At 62.4% G+C, this 14,275-nt stretch carries 15 protein-coding genes; 7 read left to right on the top strand and 8 right to left on the bottom strand.

Features of this window, described 5'->3' with window-relative positions; genetic code table 11:
* Positions 1-71: 71 nt before the first annotated feature.
* Together So717_RS16630 and So717_RS16625 are read right to left on the bottom strand one after the other, a co-directional pair.
* Positions 72-833, bottom strand: coding sequence for an EcsC family protein (locus So717_RS16630; protein WP_159979343.1), 762 nt, complete (start codon positions 831-833; stop codon positions 72-74).
* Between the two features lie 41 nt (positions 834-874).
* Positions 875-1,381 (bottom strand): GNAT family N-acetyltransferase, encoded by a 507-nt coding sequence (locus So717_RS16625; protein WP_159979341.1) that lies wholly within the window; start codon positions 1,379-1,381, stop codon positions 875-877.
* 87 nt (positions 1,382-1,468) lie between these two features.
* Between So717_RS16625 and So717_RS16620 the strand changes: the two genes are divergently transcribed.
* Together So717_RS16620 and So717_RS16615 are read left to right on the top strand one after the other, a co-directional pair.
* On the top strand, positions 1,469-2,074 hold the full coding sequence (locus So717_RS16620; protein WP_159979339.1) for a flavin reductase family protein: 606 nt from the start codon (positions 1,469-1,471) through the stop codon (positions 2,072-2,074).
* 97 nt (positions 2,075-2,171) lie between these two features.
* Positions 2,172-2,999, top strand: a complete 828-nt coding sequence (locus So717_RS16615; protein WP_159979337.1) for an endonuclease/exonuclease/phosphatase family protein — start codon at positions 2,172-2,174, stop codon at positions 2,997-2,999.
* 141 nt (positions 3,000-3,140) lie between these two features.
* Here the strand turns inward: So717_RS16615 and So717_RS16610 are convergent, their stop codons facing one another.
* Positions 3,141-4,775 (bottom strand): SulP family inorganic anion transporter, encoded by a 1,635-nt coding sequence (locus So717_RS16610; protein WP_159979335.1) that lies wholly within the window; start codon positions 4,773-4,775, stop codon positions 3,141-3,143.
* 214 nt (positions 4,776-4,989) lie between these two features.
* On the opposite strand from So717_RS16610, the gene So717_RS16605 reads away from it, so the two are divergent.
* The 5 genes from So717_RS16605 (at position 4,990) to So717_RS16585 (ending at position 8,538) form a co-directional block, all read left to right on the top strand.
* Complete coding sequence (locus tag So717_RS16605) at positions 4,990-5,628, top strand: hypothetical protein (RefSeq protein ID WP_159979333.1); 639 nt, start codon at positions 4,990-4,992, stop codon at positions 5,626-5,628.
* Entirely contained in the window at positions 5,570-6,406 is an 837-nt protein-coding gene (locus So717_RS16600) for a hypothetical protein (RefSeq protein WP_159979331.1), read from the top strand. Before So717_RS16605 ends, So717_RS16600 begins: the two co-directional genes overlap by 59 nt.
* Before the next feature lie 94 nt (positions 6,407-6,500).
* Positions 6,501-7,376 (top strand): S-methyl-5'-thioadenosine phosphorylase, encoded by an 876-nt coding sequence (locus tag So717_RS16595; protein ID WP_159979329.1) that lies wholly within the window; start codon positions 6,501-6,503, stop codon positions 7,374-7,376.
* Between the two features lie 11 nt (positions 7,377-7,387).
* On the top strand, positions 7,388-8,011 hold the full coding sequence (locus So717_RS16590) for a LysE family translocator (protein WP_159979327.1): 624 nt from the start codon (positions 7,388-7,390) through the stop codon (positions 8,009-8,011).
* Entirely contained in the window at positions 8,008-8,538 is a 531-nt protein-coding gene (locus So717_RS16585; RefSeq protein ID WP_159979325.1) for an adenine phosphoribosyltransferase, read from the top strand. The genes So717_RS16590 and So717_RS16585 overlap by 4 nt, the downstream gene beginning before the upstream one ends.
* Before the next feature lie 57 nt (positions 8,539-8,595).
* Here the strand turns inward: So717_RS16585 and So717_RS16580 are convergent, their stop codons facing one another.
* The 5 genes from So717_RS16580 to thrC form a co-directional block, all read right to left on the bottom strand.
* Complete coding sequence (locus So717_RS16580; RefSeq protein WP_159979323.1) at positions 8,596-10,011, bottom strand: FAD-binding oxidoreductase; 1,416 nt, start codon at positions 10,009-10,011, stop codon at positions 8,596-8,598.
* Between the two features lie 39 nt (positions 10,012-10,050).
* Entirely contained in the window at positions 10,051-10,860 is an 810-nt protein-coding gene (locus So717_RS16575) for an MBL fold metallo-hydrolase (RefSeq protein ID WP_159979321.1), read from the bottom strand.
* Positions 10,861-11,037: 177 nt separating this feature from the next.
* Positions 11,038-11,622, bottom strand: a complete 585-nt coding sequence (locus tag So717_RS16570; RefSeq protein WP_159979319.1) for a GNAT family N-acetyltransferase — start codon at positions 11,620-11,622, stop codon at positions 11,038-11,040.
* Positions 11,622-12,884 (bottom strand): M16 family metallopeptidase, encoded by a 1,263-nt coding sequence (locus tag So717_RS16565; RefSeq protein WP_159979317.1) that lies wholly within the window; start codon positions 12,882-12,884, stop codon positions 11,622-11,624. The genes So717_RS16570 and So717_RS16565 overlap by 1 nt, the downstream gene beginning before the upstream one ends.
* A complete protein-coding gene (thrC, locus tag So717_RS16560; RefSeq protein ID WP_159979315.1) occupies positions 12,881-14,269 on the bottom strand; it encodes a threonine synthase in 1,389 nt (462 codons plus the stop codon). Before thrC ends, So717_RS16565 begins: the two co-directional genes overlap by 4 nt.
* Between the last annotated feature and the right edge of the window lie 6 nt (positions 14,270-14,275).

The raw sequence follows: 14,275 nt of genomic DNA, 5'->3' as shown, positions 1-14,275 counted from the left end.
AAAACGCACAAGGAATATCGTTAGATATGCCCGAACTCAGGCCCGTTGCCTAGGGTCGGCACGCACCATACTCAGGATGCGATCTTCACCGCTATGCGTTGGCGCAGGCGCGTGACAAGATCGTCTAGCGGGATGTCGGCGTCAATTGCCAACCTGCGCAGGCCGAAATGCACATGCGCAATCTCCTGATAATAGGTCGTGTAGGTGTAGTTCGTGGCCGCACCAGCCACCGCTCCCAGAACCGGGATCGTCTGCGCCGCCAGCTTTTGGCCCAAAACCGCAGCCAGTTTGGGCGCGACGCGGGCCAATACCCCCTGCATCGCGGGACCGGTCAGCGTCATGCGCGCGGAGAGAAAGCCCAAATCCGCACCGTCGTCAGTCTCCAAGGGTCCGGCAGCGGCAAAGACCTCCACACAGTCAAACTGCACACTCTCGGAGGCCGGGTCAAATCCATGCTCCACCGCAACGCCCTGAATGATCCGCAACAGCAGCGTGGTGGTCACCGGCAGTTCAGCCAGCGCTGTGGGCAAGCCGCCAGCCCCGCCCGCAGCCCCCATCGCGGTCCCAACAGCCGTGTTGAGCCAGCCTTTCTGATCGGGGATCACCCCACGGCTGCCGTGCGCCACCTTCATCGCCTGCTCCAAAGCGCGGCGCGTGGCACCCTGCAAGCTGGACCGCACGGATCGAGGCAACCGCTCCAACAGACCTTCCGCGCGCCCGCCCACCAGGTTCAGCACATCAATTGCGCCGTTGCCCGCACGCCGGTAACGCCTGGCCAAGGCATCCAACTCCCGGTCCACATCAACCGGCACAATCTGTGTGATGCCGCTCATCAGCGCCTCCTGCCCTCAAGATGGGCGCTGTCGTGTGGTTTTCAATCGCCGGGCAACCGCTGGCCAGCCCAACGCAGCACCTCACCTGTCACACTGTCCCAGGCGCCCGGAACCAGCGATCGGCCAAGCACACGATCAGGGTTTGTCGGCGGCGGCATCACGACATGCTCCAGCTTCTCAAAGCCGAACCTCTGGTAGTAGGGCGCGTCGCCCACCAGCATGACGCGCTGCCAGCCCGCCTCCAGAGCGCGATCCAACGACAGCCGCACCAGATCGGAGGCCAGCCCTTCCCCCTGCCGCGTCGGGTGCACCGCAATCGGGCCCAGCAGCAACGTCACAGCCCCATCGATGGTGACGGGCCAGAACCGGATCGCACCGGACAAGATATCCTCCGCATCCCGCGCAACCAGACTCAGGCTCCTGATTGGCGGGACGTCGTCACGCAGGCGATAAGACGACAGCGCCTCGCGCCCCGGCGCAAAACACAGATCAAACAGCGCCTCGACCTCATAGACATCCTGGCGGGTCTCTGCAGCAAATCTATACATCAGACGGCCAATCGCCCCGCCTCGGATTTCAGGTGGTCCGCCCGTAGCACATGCGTTACATCCGCTGCAAACACTCAGGAGCCTGCAATGTTCTACCGCCCTGCCGATGGTCACGGCCTGCCACACAACCCCTTCAACGCCATCGTCAGCCCCCGTCCCATCGGCTGGATCTCCACGCGTGACGCGGACGGCCGGAATAACCTTGCGCCCTACTCTTTCTTCAATGCAGTGGCTTACGTGCCGCCGCAGGTGATGTTTGCCTCCACCAGCCGCAAACCCGATCAGGACGATACAAAGGACACGGTCGCGAATATCCGCGACACGGGCCAGTTCTGCGTCAATATCGTTGAATACGCGATGCGCGACGTGATGAACGCCTCCTCCGCCCCGCTTGACAAAGACGAAGACGAATTCGCTGTCGCAGGCGCAACCCCGGTCGAGTGCACGGAGATCACCTGCGCGCGCGTCTCAGGCGCGCCAGCCGCGCTGGAGTGCCGCATGACCCAGATCATCAAGATCGAAGGAGAGAGCAACTTCGTGGTCTTCGGCGAGGTTGTCGGCGTGCACCTTCGCGATGACACGCTGATCGACGGACGCTTCGATGTCAGCCGTTTCCAGCCGCTGAGCCGTCTGGGCTATCACGACTACTCCCGCGTAACGGAACTTTTTGAACTGGTGCGGCCCGGCTCCTGAATAGGTCTGTCACCCCAAGCCCCAACCTGTGTTATGCTGCATCCATTGATGCAGCGCGGACCACGGTTTCGTCCGCAAACAGTTTGGGACAGATGTTATGACCAATTTCAATCACTCCATTATTCGCGCCGCCGTCTGGAACCTCGCAGGGTTCACGCGGCCCGGTCGCCCTGTGGGTATCTCAGCGCGGTCCAAGAAGGCCGAGAAACAGGCCGAAGGGCTTGCCCTTCTCGATGCAGAGTTCGTCACGCTCATAGAGGTCTCCCCGCTCAACTATATCGAGACGCTGGTCGCGCGCCTAAAAACCTTCGGGGTCGACTACAACCACACGATCCTGCCGCAGAAAAACGGCAATATTCACATCGGTTTTCTGCACAAACCGGGGATCGAGGTGACCAACCCGCGCTTCATCGATGGCTCCGAGGGGGACTATGGCCGGGGTCGCCAGGCCTTTGCAGTGGATATCGAAATCGCCAAGCTGAAGGCGATTGTGATCGGCGTGCACCTGAAATCCGGCCGCGACCGCGATGAACAAAAGACGCGAGACAGCCAGTGCAAGGTGATCGGCGACTACATCACCAACATCCACCTGACACCGGGCCTCAAACGTCGGGCGATTTTCCTGATGGGCGATTTCAACATGATCCCCGGCCAGGATGTATCGAACTTCCACTACCTTGGTGGCGATGACGTGATGGACTTCGTCTCATCCTGGGATCTGCAGGACCGCTTCTCACATATCCTTGAAAAGGGCCGCGCCAATCTGCTCGATGGCTTTGCCGTCAGCCGCAATTTCTCGACGGACTACATCAAAGGCAGCCTGCGCCTCTTCCCGATGCACTGGACGATGGACATGGGGCGCGAAGCTTTCCGGCGCAGCGTCTCGGATCACTTGCCCTTTGTCGCAAGCTTCAAGATCTACTAACCCCGTCGCTCCAACGGAGCGACGACGCGGACAAGTGGGTTTGCAACAGCAAACCTGCGGTCCGTTCCGCTCACCAATCTCGCGACACCAAGGGACGGTGGGCGGGGCGCCTTGGCCGCAGGCCAACAGCGCCGCACGGCGTCAATGCCCGCCCAGGCTCCCCGTCCGAACCGAGTAATCCACGGCCAATTCATAGTCCGGATCATCATCACTATCCACCATCAACTGCCCGGCCTTGTTCAGCAACCGGTGACAATCCCGACTGAGGTGCCGCAACATCACCGTCTTGCCGGCCGCCTCATACTTCTCGGCAATGGCCTCGATGGCCTGTAGCGCGGATTGGTCTACCACCCGGCTCTCGGCAAAGTCCACGATCACAGTCTCCGGATCACCCGCCACGTCAAAAAGCTCGACAAACCCATCCGTCGATCCAAAGAACAGCGGCCCGTGGATCTCATAGACCTTGGCACCCTCCTCGGTGTTTGACTGCCGCGTCGTGGCGTGAATGCGCCGCGCATTGTTCCAGGCATAGGCCAGCGCGCTGACAATCACGCCCACCACCACGGCCACCGCCAAATCCTCCATGACGGTCACCACCGTCACCAGCAAAATCACGAACGCATCTGTGAAGGGCACCTTGCGCAGGATCGTCAGGCTGTTCCAGGCGAACGTCCCGATCACCACCATGAACATCACACCCACAAGTGCTGCCAATGGAATAAGCTCGATGACCGGCGCACCCACCAGAATGAACAGCAGCAAAAACACCGCAGCAGCAATGCCCGCAACGCGCGTGCGCCCGCCCGATTTCACGTTGATCATCGACTGACCGATCATCGCACAGCCGCCCATGCCCCCAAAGAACCCGGTGACCGTGTTCGCCACCCCCTGCGCAATACACTCCTGGCTGGCCCCGCCCCGCTGGTTGGTGATATCACCCACAAGGTTCAGCGTCAGCAAGCTTTCGATCAATCCAATGGCGGCCAGGATCACCGCATAAGGCAGAATGATCTCAAAGGTCTCCCAGGTCAGTGGCACAACCGGGATATGCAGGCTCGGCAGCCCTCCTTGGATAGAGGCCAGATCCCCCACACGCGGCACCTCCAACCCGAAACCAATCACAACCGCCGCGACGATCCCGATCCCCGCCAGAGGCGCCGGGATCACACGCGTGATCCGCGGCGTCACCCAGATGATCGCCATGGTCACCGCCACCAGCGCCAGCATCAGATAGAGCGGCTGGCCCGACAGCCACTCGCCGCCGCCCATGCCGTGGCCGGTGTTCTCCATCGTGCCTGGCACCTTGAACTGCCCCAACTGCGCCAGGAAAATCACAATCGCCAGCCCGTTCACAAAGCCCAGCATCACCGGATGCGGCACCAACCTGATGAACTTGCCCCATTGCATGACCCCGGCGATGACCTGCAACAGCCCCATCAGCACCACCGTGGCAAACAGATATTCCACCCCATGCGTGGCCACCAGCGACACCATCACCACCGCCAGAGCACCCGTCGCCCCCGAAATCATCCCCGGCCGCCCACCAATCAGCGCCGTGATCAGCCCCACCAGAAACGCCGCGTACAGCCCCACCAGCGGGTGCACCCCGGCGACAAAGGCAAAGGCCACCGCCTCCGGCACCAACGCCAGCGCCACAGTCAGGCCGGAAAGCAACTCAATCCGCAACCGCTGCGGCGAGAACCCTTCATCCGGCATCCAGCGCAGATCGGTCATGGCCAAATTTTTCTTAAAGGTGCTGAACGGTGTTCGCGCCATTCTCAAATTCCTAAACTCTGGTTTGAACGGGCCGTGTCAGGTTGCAAAGCCCACAGCAGCGCTCCCTAGACCCTTTCCCCTGAAATGGAAACCCCGCGCTCATGCGCCATCATGGTAAAGATTTCATTGCCCTGCGTCCCGCCTGCCCTTCACAGACCCAGCCGATCCACTAATCTGACCGCATCCTTTGCACATTTTTTAGCCGAGCCCTTTCATGCCCCTCATCCGCACCCGCGCCGGTATCAATGAAAAACTTGGTGGTCCCACCCCAGCCGAAGAAAAACTCCTCGCCGCCTGTCTCGCTGGCAAGCCTTGTGTCCTTGGAAACGAAGTTCCGCCAAAAGGCACGCCAGACCCGCAGATCCACATCCGTGCCGATGTTCTGCGCTATCTCATCACTGGCGGCTGCGATGCCCACCCGGTTGCAGATTGGGGCGTTGATCTTCGCGCTGCCCGTATCACCGGCGACTTAGATCTGAAACTCGCCACCGCACAAGGAGTAACCGGCCTAATCCGGTGCCGTTTTGACCAACCAATTCGGGCTCTTCAGTCGAAACTGCAGCTTTTCAACCTGAACAACAGCGTATTTCCCGCACTCAATGCTCAAGGCGCGAAAGTGACGGGAGATGTTTTCCTGCGCAACATCACAGCCGAGGCAAACGTCACCGTCAACGGCGCCATCATCGGCGGACAGCTTGACTGTGAGGGTGCTAGATTCAACGCAACCTCCGGTACAGAGCGCGCGCTAAACGCCCAAGGCATGCAGGTGAGGGAGGCTTTTCTTCTTTCGGGGCGTGAGCACTACAAACGGTGTCATCGACTTGACCGGGGCACAGGTCAGCACAGTGGTTGACGATCCGGAGAGCTGGCCGCCGAAAGATCGGCTCATTCTAGATGGGTTTATATATTTGGGTGTGGAAAATGCAGCGTTTCCGCGGCTCAAGGACCGGCTCGATTGGTTGGCCAAAGGCAGCACATGGGGCCATGAGTTCTATCCCCAGCCCTACACCCAGCTGGCCAAGGTCTATCGCGAGATTGGGCACAAGGAGGATGCGCGAATCGTCCTGTTCGACCTCGAACGACAGCGTCGGAGACATGGCAGAGAGCAGCGCCGCGTTGAGCCAAACGGCGATGTCAGTGTCGCCTTTCTGGGACTGTTGCGGGACATCACAAACCTATGGCTGCACTCCGTCGACTTCTTGCTGCGTTTCGTTGTGGGCTACGGCATCCGACCCTTTCGCAGCCTTTGGATCTTGGCTGCAATGACGCTGCTCGCGACATGGCTGGCGCACATGGCCTGGGACGAAGGCAGCATGGCTCCGAACTCTGCTGTTATGCTGACAAGTAACGACTGGGTGGCCTTGAAAAACACCGTAGCAAATCCGGCAGACACCTGGTCCGCCCGAAACGGTGATGGGCGTGACTGGGCGACGTTCAACCCCCTGGCCTACGGGGCCGACCTAGTGATCCCCATCATCGACCTCGGCCAAACTGACGCTTGGGCGCCATCGACAAACCGGGGGATATGGGGCCAGAGGCTCTGGCGATACGAGTTCTTTCTCTCCATCGCAGGTTGGATCGTAACAGCCCTCGGTGCCGCCGCCATCACCGGCATCATCCGGCGGGCATGACGCGCGCGGCGCTTATCAAAAATCAACCATCCCACCCCATTGATTTCACCGCGCATTCCCGCCACGATCCCCATCGGCAACAACGGAGCCCGAAATGACCGCACCCAAAATCGCCGTGATTGGCGGCTCTGGCATCTACGATATCGATGGGTTGGAAGACGCTGAATGGATCACCGTCGAGAGCCCGTGGGGCACCCCATCTGATGCCATTCTGACTGGCAGATTGGACGGCACCGAAATGGCGTTCCTGCCTCGCCACGGGCGCGGGCATGTGCACAGCCCCACCACTGTGCCTTATCGCGCCAACATCGACGCGCTGAAACGGTTGGGCTGCACCGATGTGATCTCTGTCTCCGCTTGCGGGTCGTTCCGGGAGGAGATGGCCCCGGGCGACTTTGTACTGGTCGATCAGTTCATCGACCGCACCTTCGCCCGCGAGAAAAGCTTCTTTGGCACAGGCTGCGTGGCCCATGTTTCAGTCGCGCATCCAACCTGCCCGCGCCTGACCGATGCCTGCGAGACTGCCGCGACAGGCACGGGCATCACCGTGCACAAGGGCGGCACCTATCTCGCTATGGAGGGCCCGCAGTTCTCGACCATGGCCGAATCGAAGATATATCGCGAGGCCTGGGGCTGCGATGTGATCGGCATGACCAACATGCCAGAGGCCAAGCTCGCCCGCGAGGCGGAGCTGTGCTACGCCTCCGTCGCCATGATCACCGACTATGACAGCTGGCACCCAGACCACGGTGCGGTGGATGTGACGCAAATCATTGCCACACTCCGAGGCAACGCCGACAAGGCGCGCGACATGCTGCGCCGCCTGCCCGCCCTGCTGGGATCAGACCGCCCGCCCTGCCCGCACGGCTGTGACCGCGCGCTCGACCATGCCATTCTGACAGCCCCCGACGCCCGCGACGCGGCGCTCATGTCAAAACTGGACGCGGTTGCAGGCCGCCTGCTCTCATAGGAGACCCCCCGATGCACCTTGACCTCTGGCTCGCCTTTGTCGCGGCCTCCACCGCACTGCTGCTGATCCCCGGCCCCACCGTCCTGCTGGTGCTGAGCTACGCGCTGAGCAAGGGCCGCTCTGTGGCCGTTGCCTCTGCGGGGGGCGTGGCGGTGGGCGATTTTATCGCCATGACTGCCTCGCTTGCAGGCCTCGGGGCACTCGTCCTGGCCTCCGCCACGCTCTTCACCCTGCTGAAATGGATTGGTGCAATCTACCTCATCTGGCTCGGTCTCAATCTGATCCGCTCCGCGCCCTCCAAAGGCCTCGCCCTGCCCGGCAGCGAGATCAGCGCCCGTGGTGTCTTTGGCCACGCCGCCACAGTCACCGCGCTGAACCCGAAGTCCATCGCGTTTTTCATCGCCTTCGTTCCACAGTTCATCCGCCCGGAGGCACCGCTGCTGCCGCAATTCGCAACACTCATCGTCACCTTCTGCACGCTGGCCGCCCTCAACGCGCTAGCCTACGCCCTGCTCGCTGACCGCATGCGCCGCACAATCGATCGCCCAAACGTTATCACCTGGCTCACCCGTGCAGGCGGCGCCACCTTGGTCGGCATGGGCGTGCTCACAGCCACCCTCCGGAGAGCCACATGAAAACCGTCCAGGACTACATTCGCACCATCGTCGACTTTCCTCACGAGGGGATCATGTTCCGCGACGTGACCACGCTCTTCGCTGACCCGCGTGGGTTCCGTATGGCCATCGACCAGATGCTGCACCCCTATGCAGGCCTGCAAATCGACAAGGTTGTGGGGCTGGAGGCACGCGGCTTCATCCTCGGTGGTGCCATCGCGCACCAACTCTCCGTGGGCTTCGTTCCCATTCGGAAGAAAGGCAAGCTGCCCGGCACCACCATCAGCCAGGACTACAAGCTCGAATACGGCGAAGCGATTGTCGAAATCCACGACGACGCCATCACCGCAGGCGAAAAACTCCTGGTGGTCGACGATCTGCTCGCCACGGGTGGCACAGCGGAGGCCGGCATCAAACTGCTGGAACGGCTTGGCGGAGAAATCATCTCCTGCGCCTTCATCATTGACCTACCAGGGCTCGGCGGACGCAAACGCCTCGAAGACATGGGGATGGACGTGCACGCGCTCTGCGCCTTCGAGGGCCTCTGAGCGCCCAAAACCAAATCCCGGAGGGATTTGAAAAACATCGTGTGGCGCGTCAGCGCCTCAATTTCGCAGAACAGCACCCGGATTCATGATGCCCAGCGGGTCAAGGGCCGCCTTGATCGCACGCAAAGCCGACAGCTTCGCTGGATCGCCATAGCGCTCCAGATCCTCCACCTTCAACCGCCCAACCCCATGCTCAGCACTGACCGAACCGCCCAGACGATGCGCCAGATCATGCACCGCCCGCTGCAGGTCCCCCCGCTGATTGGCATGATCCGCAGCCCGCCCGCCCGGCAGCGGGAAGACGTTGTAGTGCAGGTTGCCATCCCCCACATGACCAAAGCAATTGATCCGGAAGGCACCGATCTTGGCGATCTCAGCCCGGCCAAGCTCAACAAACTCCGGAATGGCGCCTAGGGGCACCGACACATCGCTTGAGATCACAGCCCCTATGCGCTTGTTCGCCTCCGGAATGTGCTCCCGCACGAACCAGAACTCATCCGACTGCTGCGCACTCTGCGCAATCACTCCGTCCAGCGCCAACCCGGCCTCAGCAGCCGCCACAAACAGCTGCTCCAGCGCGCCCTGCGGATCCAGACCCGCCACCAGACCAACGTCAACCAACACCGCCCAATCGGGCGCTGCGTCAAAGGGCTGCCGCACCTCGGGCACGGTCTCAGCCAGGAACGCCAGCCCCTGCCCGCTGATCAACTCAAAACCGCTGACCAACTCACCCAACTGCGCCTGGGCCAGCGCCAGCAGATCCAGCGCCGCCTTTGGCGAGGGCACCACAAAAATCGCCGTTCCCCGGGCCGCGGGTTTGGGGCTCAACTTCAACGCCGCTGCGGTGATCACCCCCAGCGTGCCCTCTGAGCCGATCAGCAGGTTGCGCAGATCATAGCCGGTGTTGTCCTTACGCAACCGCTGCAGCCCGCGCCAGATCTGCCCATCCGGCAGCACGGCCTCCAACCCCAGACAAAGCGCCCGCGCATTGCCATAGCGCAGCACCGCCGTGCCGCCCGCGTTGGTGGCCAGATTACCGCCAATCCGCGCCGAGCCTTCCGAGGCCAGGGACAGCGGAAACAGACGCTCCACGGCATCCGCCGCCGCCTGAATATCCGCCAGCACCGCACCCGCGTCACAGATCAGCACGTTTTCCTGCGGATACACCTCCCGGATCGCCGCCATCCGCTCCAGCGACAGGATCACCGGCAACGGCCCATCGGTCGAGATCTGCCCACCGACCAGCCCGGTGCCGCCGCCATAGGCCACAACACCGACGCGCGCTTGCCCTGCAAGCCGCACCACGGTGGCCACTTCCTCCGCCGATCGCGGGCGCACCACGACCGTCTCGCGCCCATGGTAGCGCCCGCGCGGCTCCTCCAGATACCGCGGCTCAGATGGCCCGACGGCATCGTCTGGCAAGGCCCCGCGCAACAGCGCTTCAAATTCGGAATCGGCGTCGTTTAAATCCATCCCCTTTGATCCCCCGCCCCGCGGGTCGATGCAAGAGGGCTACTCGCTCAGAAGCTGCGGCCGCAACACCATCACCGTGGGCCGCCCCGGCAAACGGTCAAGCGAGATGTCCAGCGCCGGGCCACCCACCTCGACCACAGCGAACTCATCCGCCATACCCACCAGAAATTGATCCAGCCCGTAGAGCGAAAACCAATGCATCGGGATCACCACGGACGACCGCAACCTCTTGAGCACGCGGATCATCGTCGGCAGATCCAGCGTATAGCCCCCATCCACCGGCGCCATCACCACATCCAGCCGCCCAAGTGCTGCATATTGCTCCGCATCCGGCTCATGATGCAGATGCCCCAGATGGCCCACACACAGACCCGCCAGCTCAAAGACAAAGATCGAATTGCCCTTCTCCTCCACACCGGAAAACTGCGACCGAATATCGGTCGAGACATTGCGCACCAACACCTCACCCAGATCCAGATGATGCGTGATCCCCTGACCAAAGGGCCCCCAGCCCGGTAGAACATGGGGAATGGCCGGATCGGGATTGGCCGTCCAATGGGTGTCATGCGCGTGGTTCATGGTGACCACATCCGGGATCATCGGCGCCGATCCCGTGAACCCGGTGTAATCGGTGACCATATTCAGCCCGCCATGCGACCGGATCAGAAAACTCGCATGGGTAATATAGTGAATGCGCACCGTCTCTTCAGCCACCGGCCCAAGGCTCGCCGGCACCACATACTCAAGCCCTGGCGCCTCCGCCAGCGCAATGCAATGGCTCGGCGTGCGCTCCTGTGCGCCCGCCGCCTGCGCCAGCAAAACAAGTGCTGCAAAAATCCGAACCAGCATCGCCACCTCCTGCATCCCGGCTTAGCCTAGCGCGACCTGTCCGATTCACCGAATGGTTTTCGCCGGGCTCCGTCCCGGGACTGCGACGCATGCCAAGAAAACGCACAGAGGATGTCTTTGGCTCCCAAATATCCCCGCCGGAGGCACGCGGCTTTGCGAAAAGCCGCAATAGAAGACTCAGCCCGCATCCGTCCTGCCCCGCCGATCGCTGCGGAGCGCTGCATAAAGTACATGGGTGCGCCACCGCCCGTCGATCTGCAGATAGCTCTGCGCCACACCTTCGTATTTGAACCCCGACCGCTCCAGCAGCCCGCGCGAGGCGGCATTCTCCGGCAGACAAGCGGCCTCGATTCGGCTCAGATCCAGCTGCGTGAAGGCATAATGCACCAGTGCCGTAATCGCCTCGCGCATATAGCCCTGCCGCGCAAAAGGCTGGCCGGTCCAATAGCCCAGAGTGCCCGATTGCGCAGGCCCCCGGCGAATGTTGTCCAGCGTAATCGCCCCCAACAGCGCCTCATCCTGTCGCCGGATCAGGAACAACGGCAGCGCCGTGCCGCCTGACACCGAGCGCTGCGCCCAATAGACCCGGTTGGTAAAGGCCTTGCGTGTCAGATGGTCCTTGGCCCAACTTGGCTCCCAGGCGGTCAGATAGTCCTTGCTCTGCGCCCGCAAGCCTGTCCAGGCGCGGAAATCCGAATGGATCGGCGGGCGCAAGGTCATGCGTTCGGTCTCAATGCGGAGCTTGCGAAACCCGCGCAGCATCACGCCACCCGCCGCTCCTGCAATTGTGCCAGGCTGGGCGCAGCCTCGATCGGCCCATAGAGCGCGAGCGCCGCAGGGGCCACCGAGGCCATGCCTTCCGCAAACTCCCGTACGTCCCCGGTGGTCACCGCATCAATCATCGCCACCGTCTCTTCCAGCGGCGGCACCCGGTCCCATATCTGCACCAGCCGCGCCAACCGCTCGGCCCGCGTGGAGGGGCTTTCCAAACCCATCAACAGCCCGGCCTTCATCTGCGCCCGCGCGCGCGCCACCTCTGCGGGAGACATGTCGCTTGCCGCGCGCTTCATCTCATCAATGGTGATCTCCGCCAGCTGCGGCAGCTGGTCCGCGCTGGTGCCCGCATAGATCGTGGTCATGCCCGTATCAGCATAGGCCCCCGCCTGCGCAAAGATCGAATAGCACAGCCCGCGATTTTCGCGGATCTCCTGGAACAGGCGGCTCGACATGCCGCCCCCCAGGGCGGACGCATAGATCTGCGCCGTATAGATGCTGTCTTCGCGGTAGCCCGGGCTCTCGAAGGCCAGCGCCAGATGCGCCTGCTCAAGTGGCTTTGGCTGGCGGCGTTCGCCGCCCAGAAAGCGGGCCGCATCCGCATTGAAGGCCGGGCGCGGCTGCATCCCGCCAAACAGCTCCTCAGCCAATTTCACAATGGCCTCGTGGTCCACCGCTCCCGCTGCGGATAGGATCATCTGCTCAGGCCCGTAGTGCTGCGCGATAAAGCCCTGCAGATCTGCTCGGGTGAACTTCGCCACACGCTCAGCCGGGCCCAGAATGGTGCGGCCCATCGGATGATCCGGGTACGCCTCTTCCTGCAGCCAGTCAAAGATCACATCGTCCGGCGTGTCCAGCGCCTGGCCGATCTCCTGCAGGATCACCCCGCGCTCGACCTCGATCTCGGCGTCCTCCAGCGTCGGGTTCAGCAGGATATCGGCGATCACATCCATCGCCAGCGGCACGTCATTTTGCAGCACGCGCGCATAGTAGGCCGTGACCTCGCGGCTGGTGTAGGCGTTGATGTAGCCGCCCACGTCCTCGATGCTCTCTGCAATCTGCAGGGCGGTGCGCCTCTTCGTGCCCTTGAAGGCCATGTGTTCCAGGAAGTGCGCAATGCCGTTCTGCTCGGGCAACTCGTGCCGCGCACCGGCGGTGACCCAGACACCGACAGAGGCCGAGGCGAGCCCCGGGATTTCTTCAGTGACGATGCGAAAGCCGTTCGGCAGACGGTGTTGGTTCAGTGTCACGCAGCTCTGTGCCCTTTGATATGCGAGATGAGCGCCTGCAAATCATTCGGCACCCGGCTCACCCGTTCCGCGCGTTCATACAGGTCTGCCATGCGCGGGGGCAAGGGGGGCCGTTGCGTCGCGGCCTGCTCCACCGCATCGGGGAATTTCGCCGGGTGCGCGGTGGCAAGCGTTATCATCGGCGTGCCGGTGACGCGATGCTCTTCGGCCACCTTCACGCCCACCGCGGAGTGCGGGCAGAGCAGCTCTCCGGTTGTCGCGAGTGCGGATGCGATTGTCGCCGACGTCTCGTCCTCTGAGGCGCGGCCCGAGGCGTAGTGCGACTGCAGCACCTGCATGGCGCCTTGGCTGACCTCAAAGCCACCCGCCTTCAGCTCGTCCATCAGTTGCACGATGGCTGGCCCTTCACGGTCATAAGCATCAAACAGCGCGCGCTCGAAGTTGGAGCTGACCTGAATGTCCATCGATGGGCTGATCGAGGGCACCGTTGCGCCCTTGTGATAGCCCTGCCCCTTGAGGCAGCGATCAAGGATGTCGTTCTGGTTCGTGGCCACCACCAGCTTGTCGATTGGCAAGCCCATACGCTTGGCGATGTAACCTGCAAAGATATCGCCGAAGTTGCCCGTGGGCACGGTGAAGCTGACCGGGCGGTGCGGCGCACCCACCGACACGGCAGCGGAGAAATAATAGACCACCTGCGCCAGCACCCGGCCCCAGTTGATCGAATTCACACCCGCAAGCTTCACCTCGTCGCGAAAGGCAAAGTCGTTGAACATATCCTTCAGACGGGCCTGACACTCATCAAAATCGCCGTCCATGGCGAGCGCGTGCACATTGCTCTCCACCGGGGTCGTCATCTGCCGCCGCTGCACCTCCGAGATGCGCCCATGCGGGTAGAGGATGAACACATCCACATTGTCGAGGCCGCGAAATGCCTCGATGGCCGCCGATCCGGTATCACCGGAGGTGGCGCCCACGATGGTCACACGCTCTCCCCGACGCCCCAGAGCTGTCTGGAACATTTGCCCGATGAGCTGCATGGCGAAGTCCTTGAAGGCCAGCGTCGGCCCGTGGAACAGCTCCAGCAGAAAATGCCCCTGATCCAGCTGTACCAGAGGCGCGCGGGCGGCGTGGCCAAAGCCTGCATAGGCGCGCGCGATGATCCCTTCGAATTCGTCGTCAGTGAAGACACCCCCCACGAAGGGCCGCATGACGCGATAGGCGATGGCCTCGTAGCTGAGCCCTTCAAGGCGCGCGATATCCGCAACACCCATCTGTGGAATCACCTCGGGCACGTAAAGCCCGCCATCACGGGCCAGCCCGGTCAGCATCGCCTCTTCGAAATTCAGCACGGGCGCCGTGCCACGGGTGGAGATATAGCGCATCGCTCG

It is taken from the genome of Roseobacter cerasinus (genome assembly GCF_009811755.1).
In the GTDB taxonomy this organism is placed as follows: Bacteria; Pseudomonadota; Alphaproteobacteria; order Rhodobacterales; family Rhodobacteraceae; genus Roseobacter; species Roseobacter cerasinus.
Note: the sequence above shows the minus strand (reverse complement) of the source record. Positions and strands in the feature narration are given on the sequence as shown.

Bases quoted from the DNA above. Each gene is read 5' to 3' on its own strand.
- So717_RS16630 (WP_159979343.1), bottom strand. From the start codon at position 833: ATGAGCGGCATCACACAGATTGTGCCGGTTGATGTGGACCGGGAGTTG.
- So717_RS16625 (WP_159979341.1), bottom strand. From the start codon at position 1,381: ATGTATAGATTTGCTGCAGAGACCCGCCAGGATGTCTATGAGGTCGAG.
- So717_RS16620 (WP_159979339.1), top strand. From the start codon at position 1,469: ATGTTCTACCGCCCTGCCGATGGTCACGGCCTGCCACACAACCCCTTC.
- So717_RS16615 (WP_159979337.1), top strand. From the start codon at position 2,172: ATGACCAATTTCAATCACTCCATTATTCGCGCCGCCGTCTGGAACCTC.
- So717_RS16610 (WP_159979335.1), bottom strand. From the start codon at position 4,775: ATGGCGCGAACACCGTTCAGCACCTTTAAGAAAAATTTGGCCATGACC.
- So717_RS16605 (WP_159979333.1), top strand. From the start codon at position 4,990: ATGCCCCTCATCCGCACCCGCGCCGGTATCAATGAAAAACTTGGTGGT.
- So717_RS16595 (WP_159979329.1), top strand. From the start codon at position 6,501: ATGACCGCACCCAAAATCGCCGTGATTGGCGGCTCTGGCATCTACGAT.
- So717_RS16590 (WP_159979327.1), top strand. From the start codon at position 7,388: ATGCACCTTGACCTCTGGCTCGCCTTTGTCGCGGCCTCCACCGCACTG.
- So717_RS16585 (WP_159979325.1), top strand. From the start codon at position 8,008: ATGAAAACCGTCCAGGACTACATTCGCACCATCGTCGACTTTCCTCAC.
- So717_RS16580 (WP_159979323.1), bottom strand. From the start codon at position 10,011: ATGGATTTAAACGACGCCGATTCCGAATTTGAAGCGCTGTTGCGCGGG.
- So717_RS16575 (WP_159979321.1), bottom strand. From the start codon at position 10,860: ATGCTGGTTCGGATTTTTGCAGCACTTGTTTTGCTGGCGCAGGCGGCG.
- So717_RS16570 (WP_159979319.1), bottom strand. From the start codon at position 11,622: ATGCTGCGCGGGTTTCGCAAGCTCCGCATTGAGACCGAACGCATGACC.
- thrC (WP_159979315.1), bottom strand. From the start codon at position 14,269: ATGCGCTATATCTCCACCCGTGGCACGGCGCCCGTGCTGAATTTCGAA.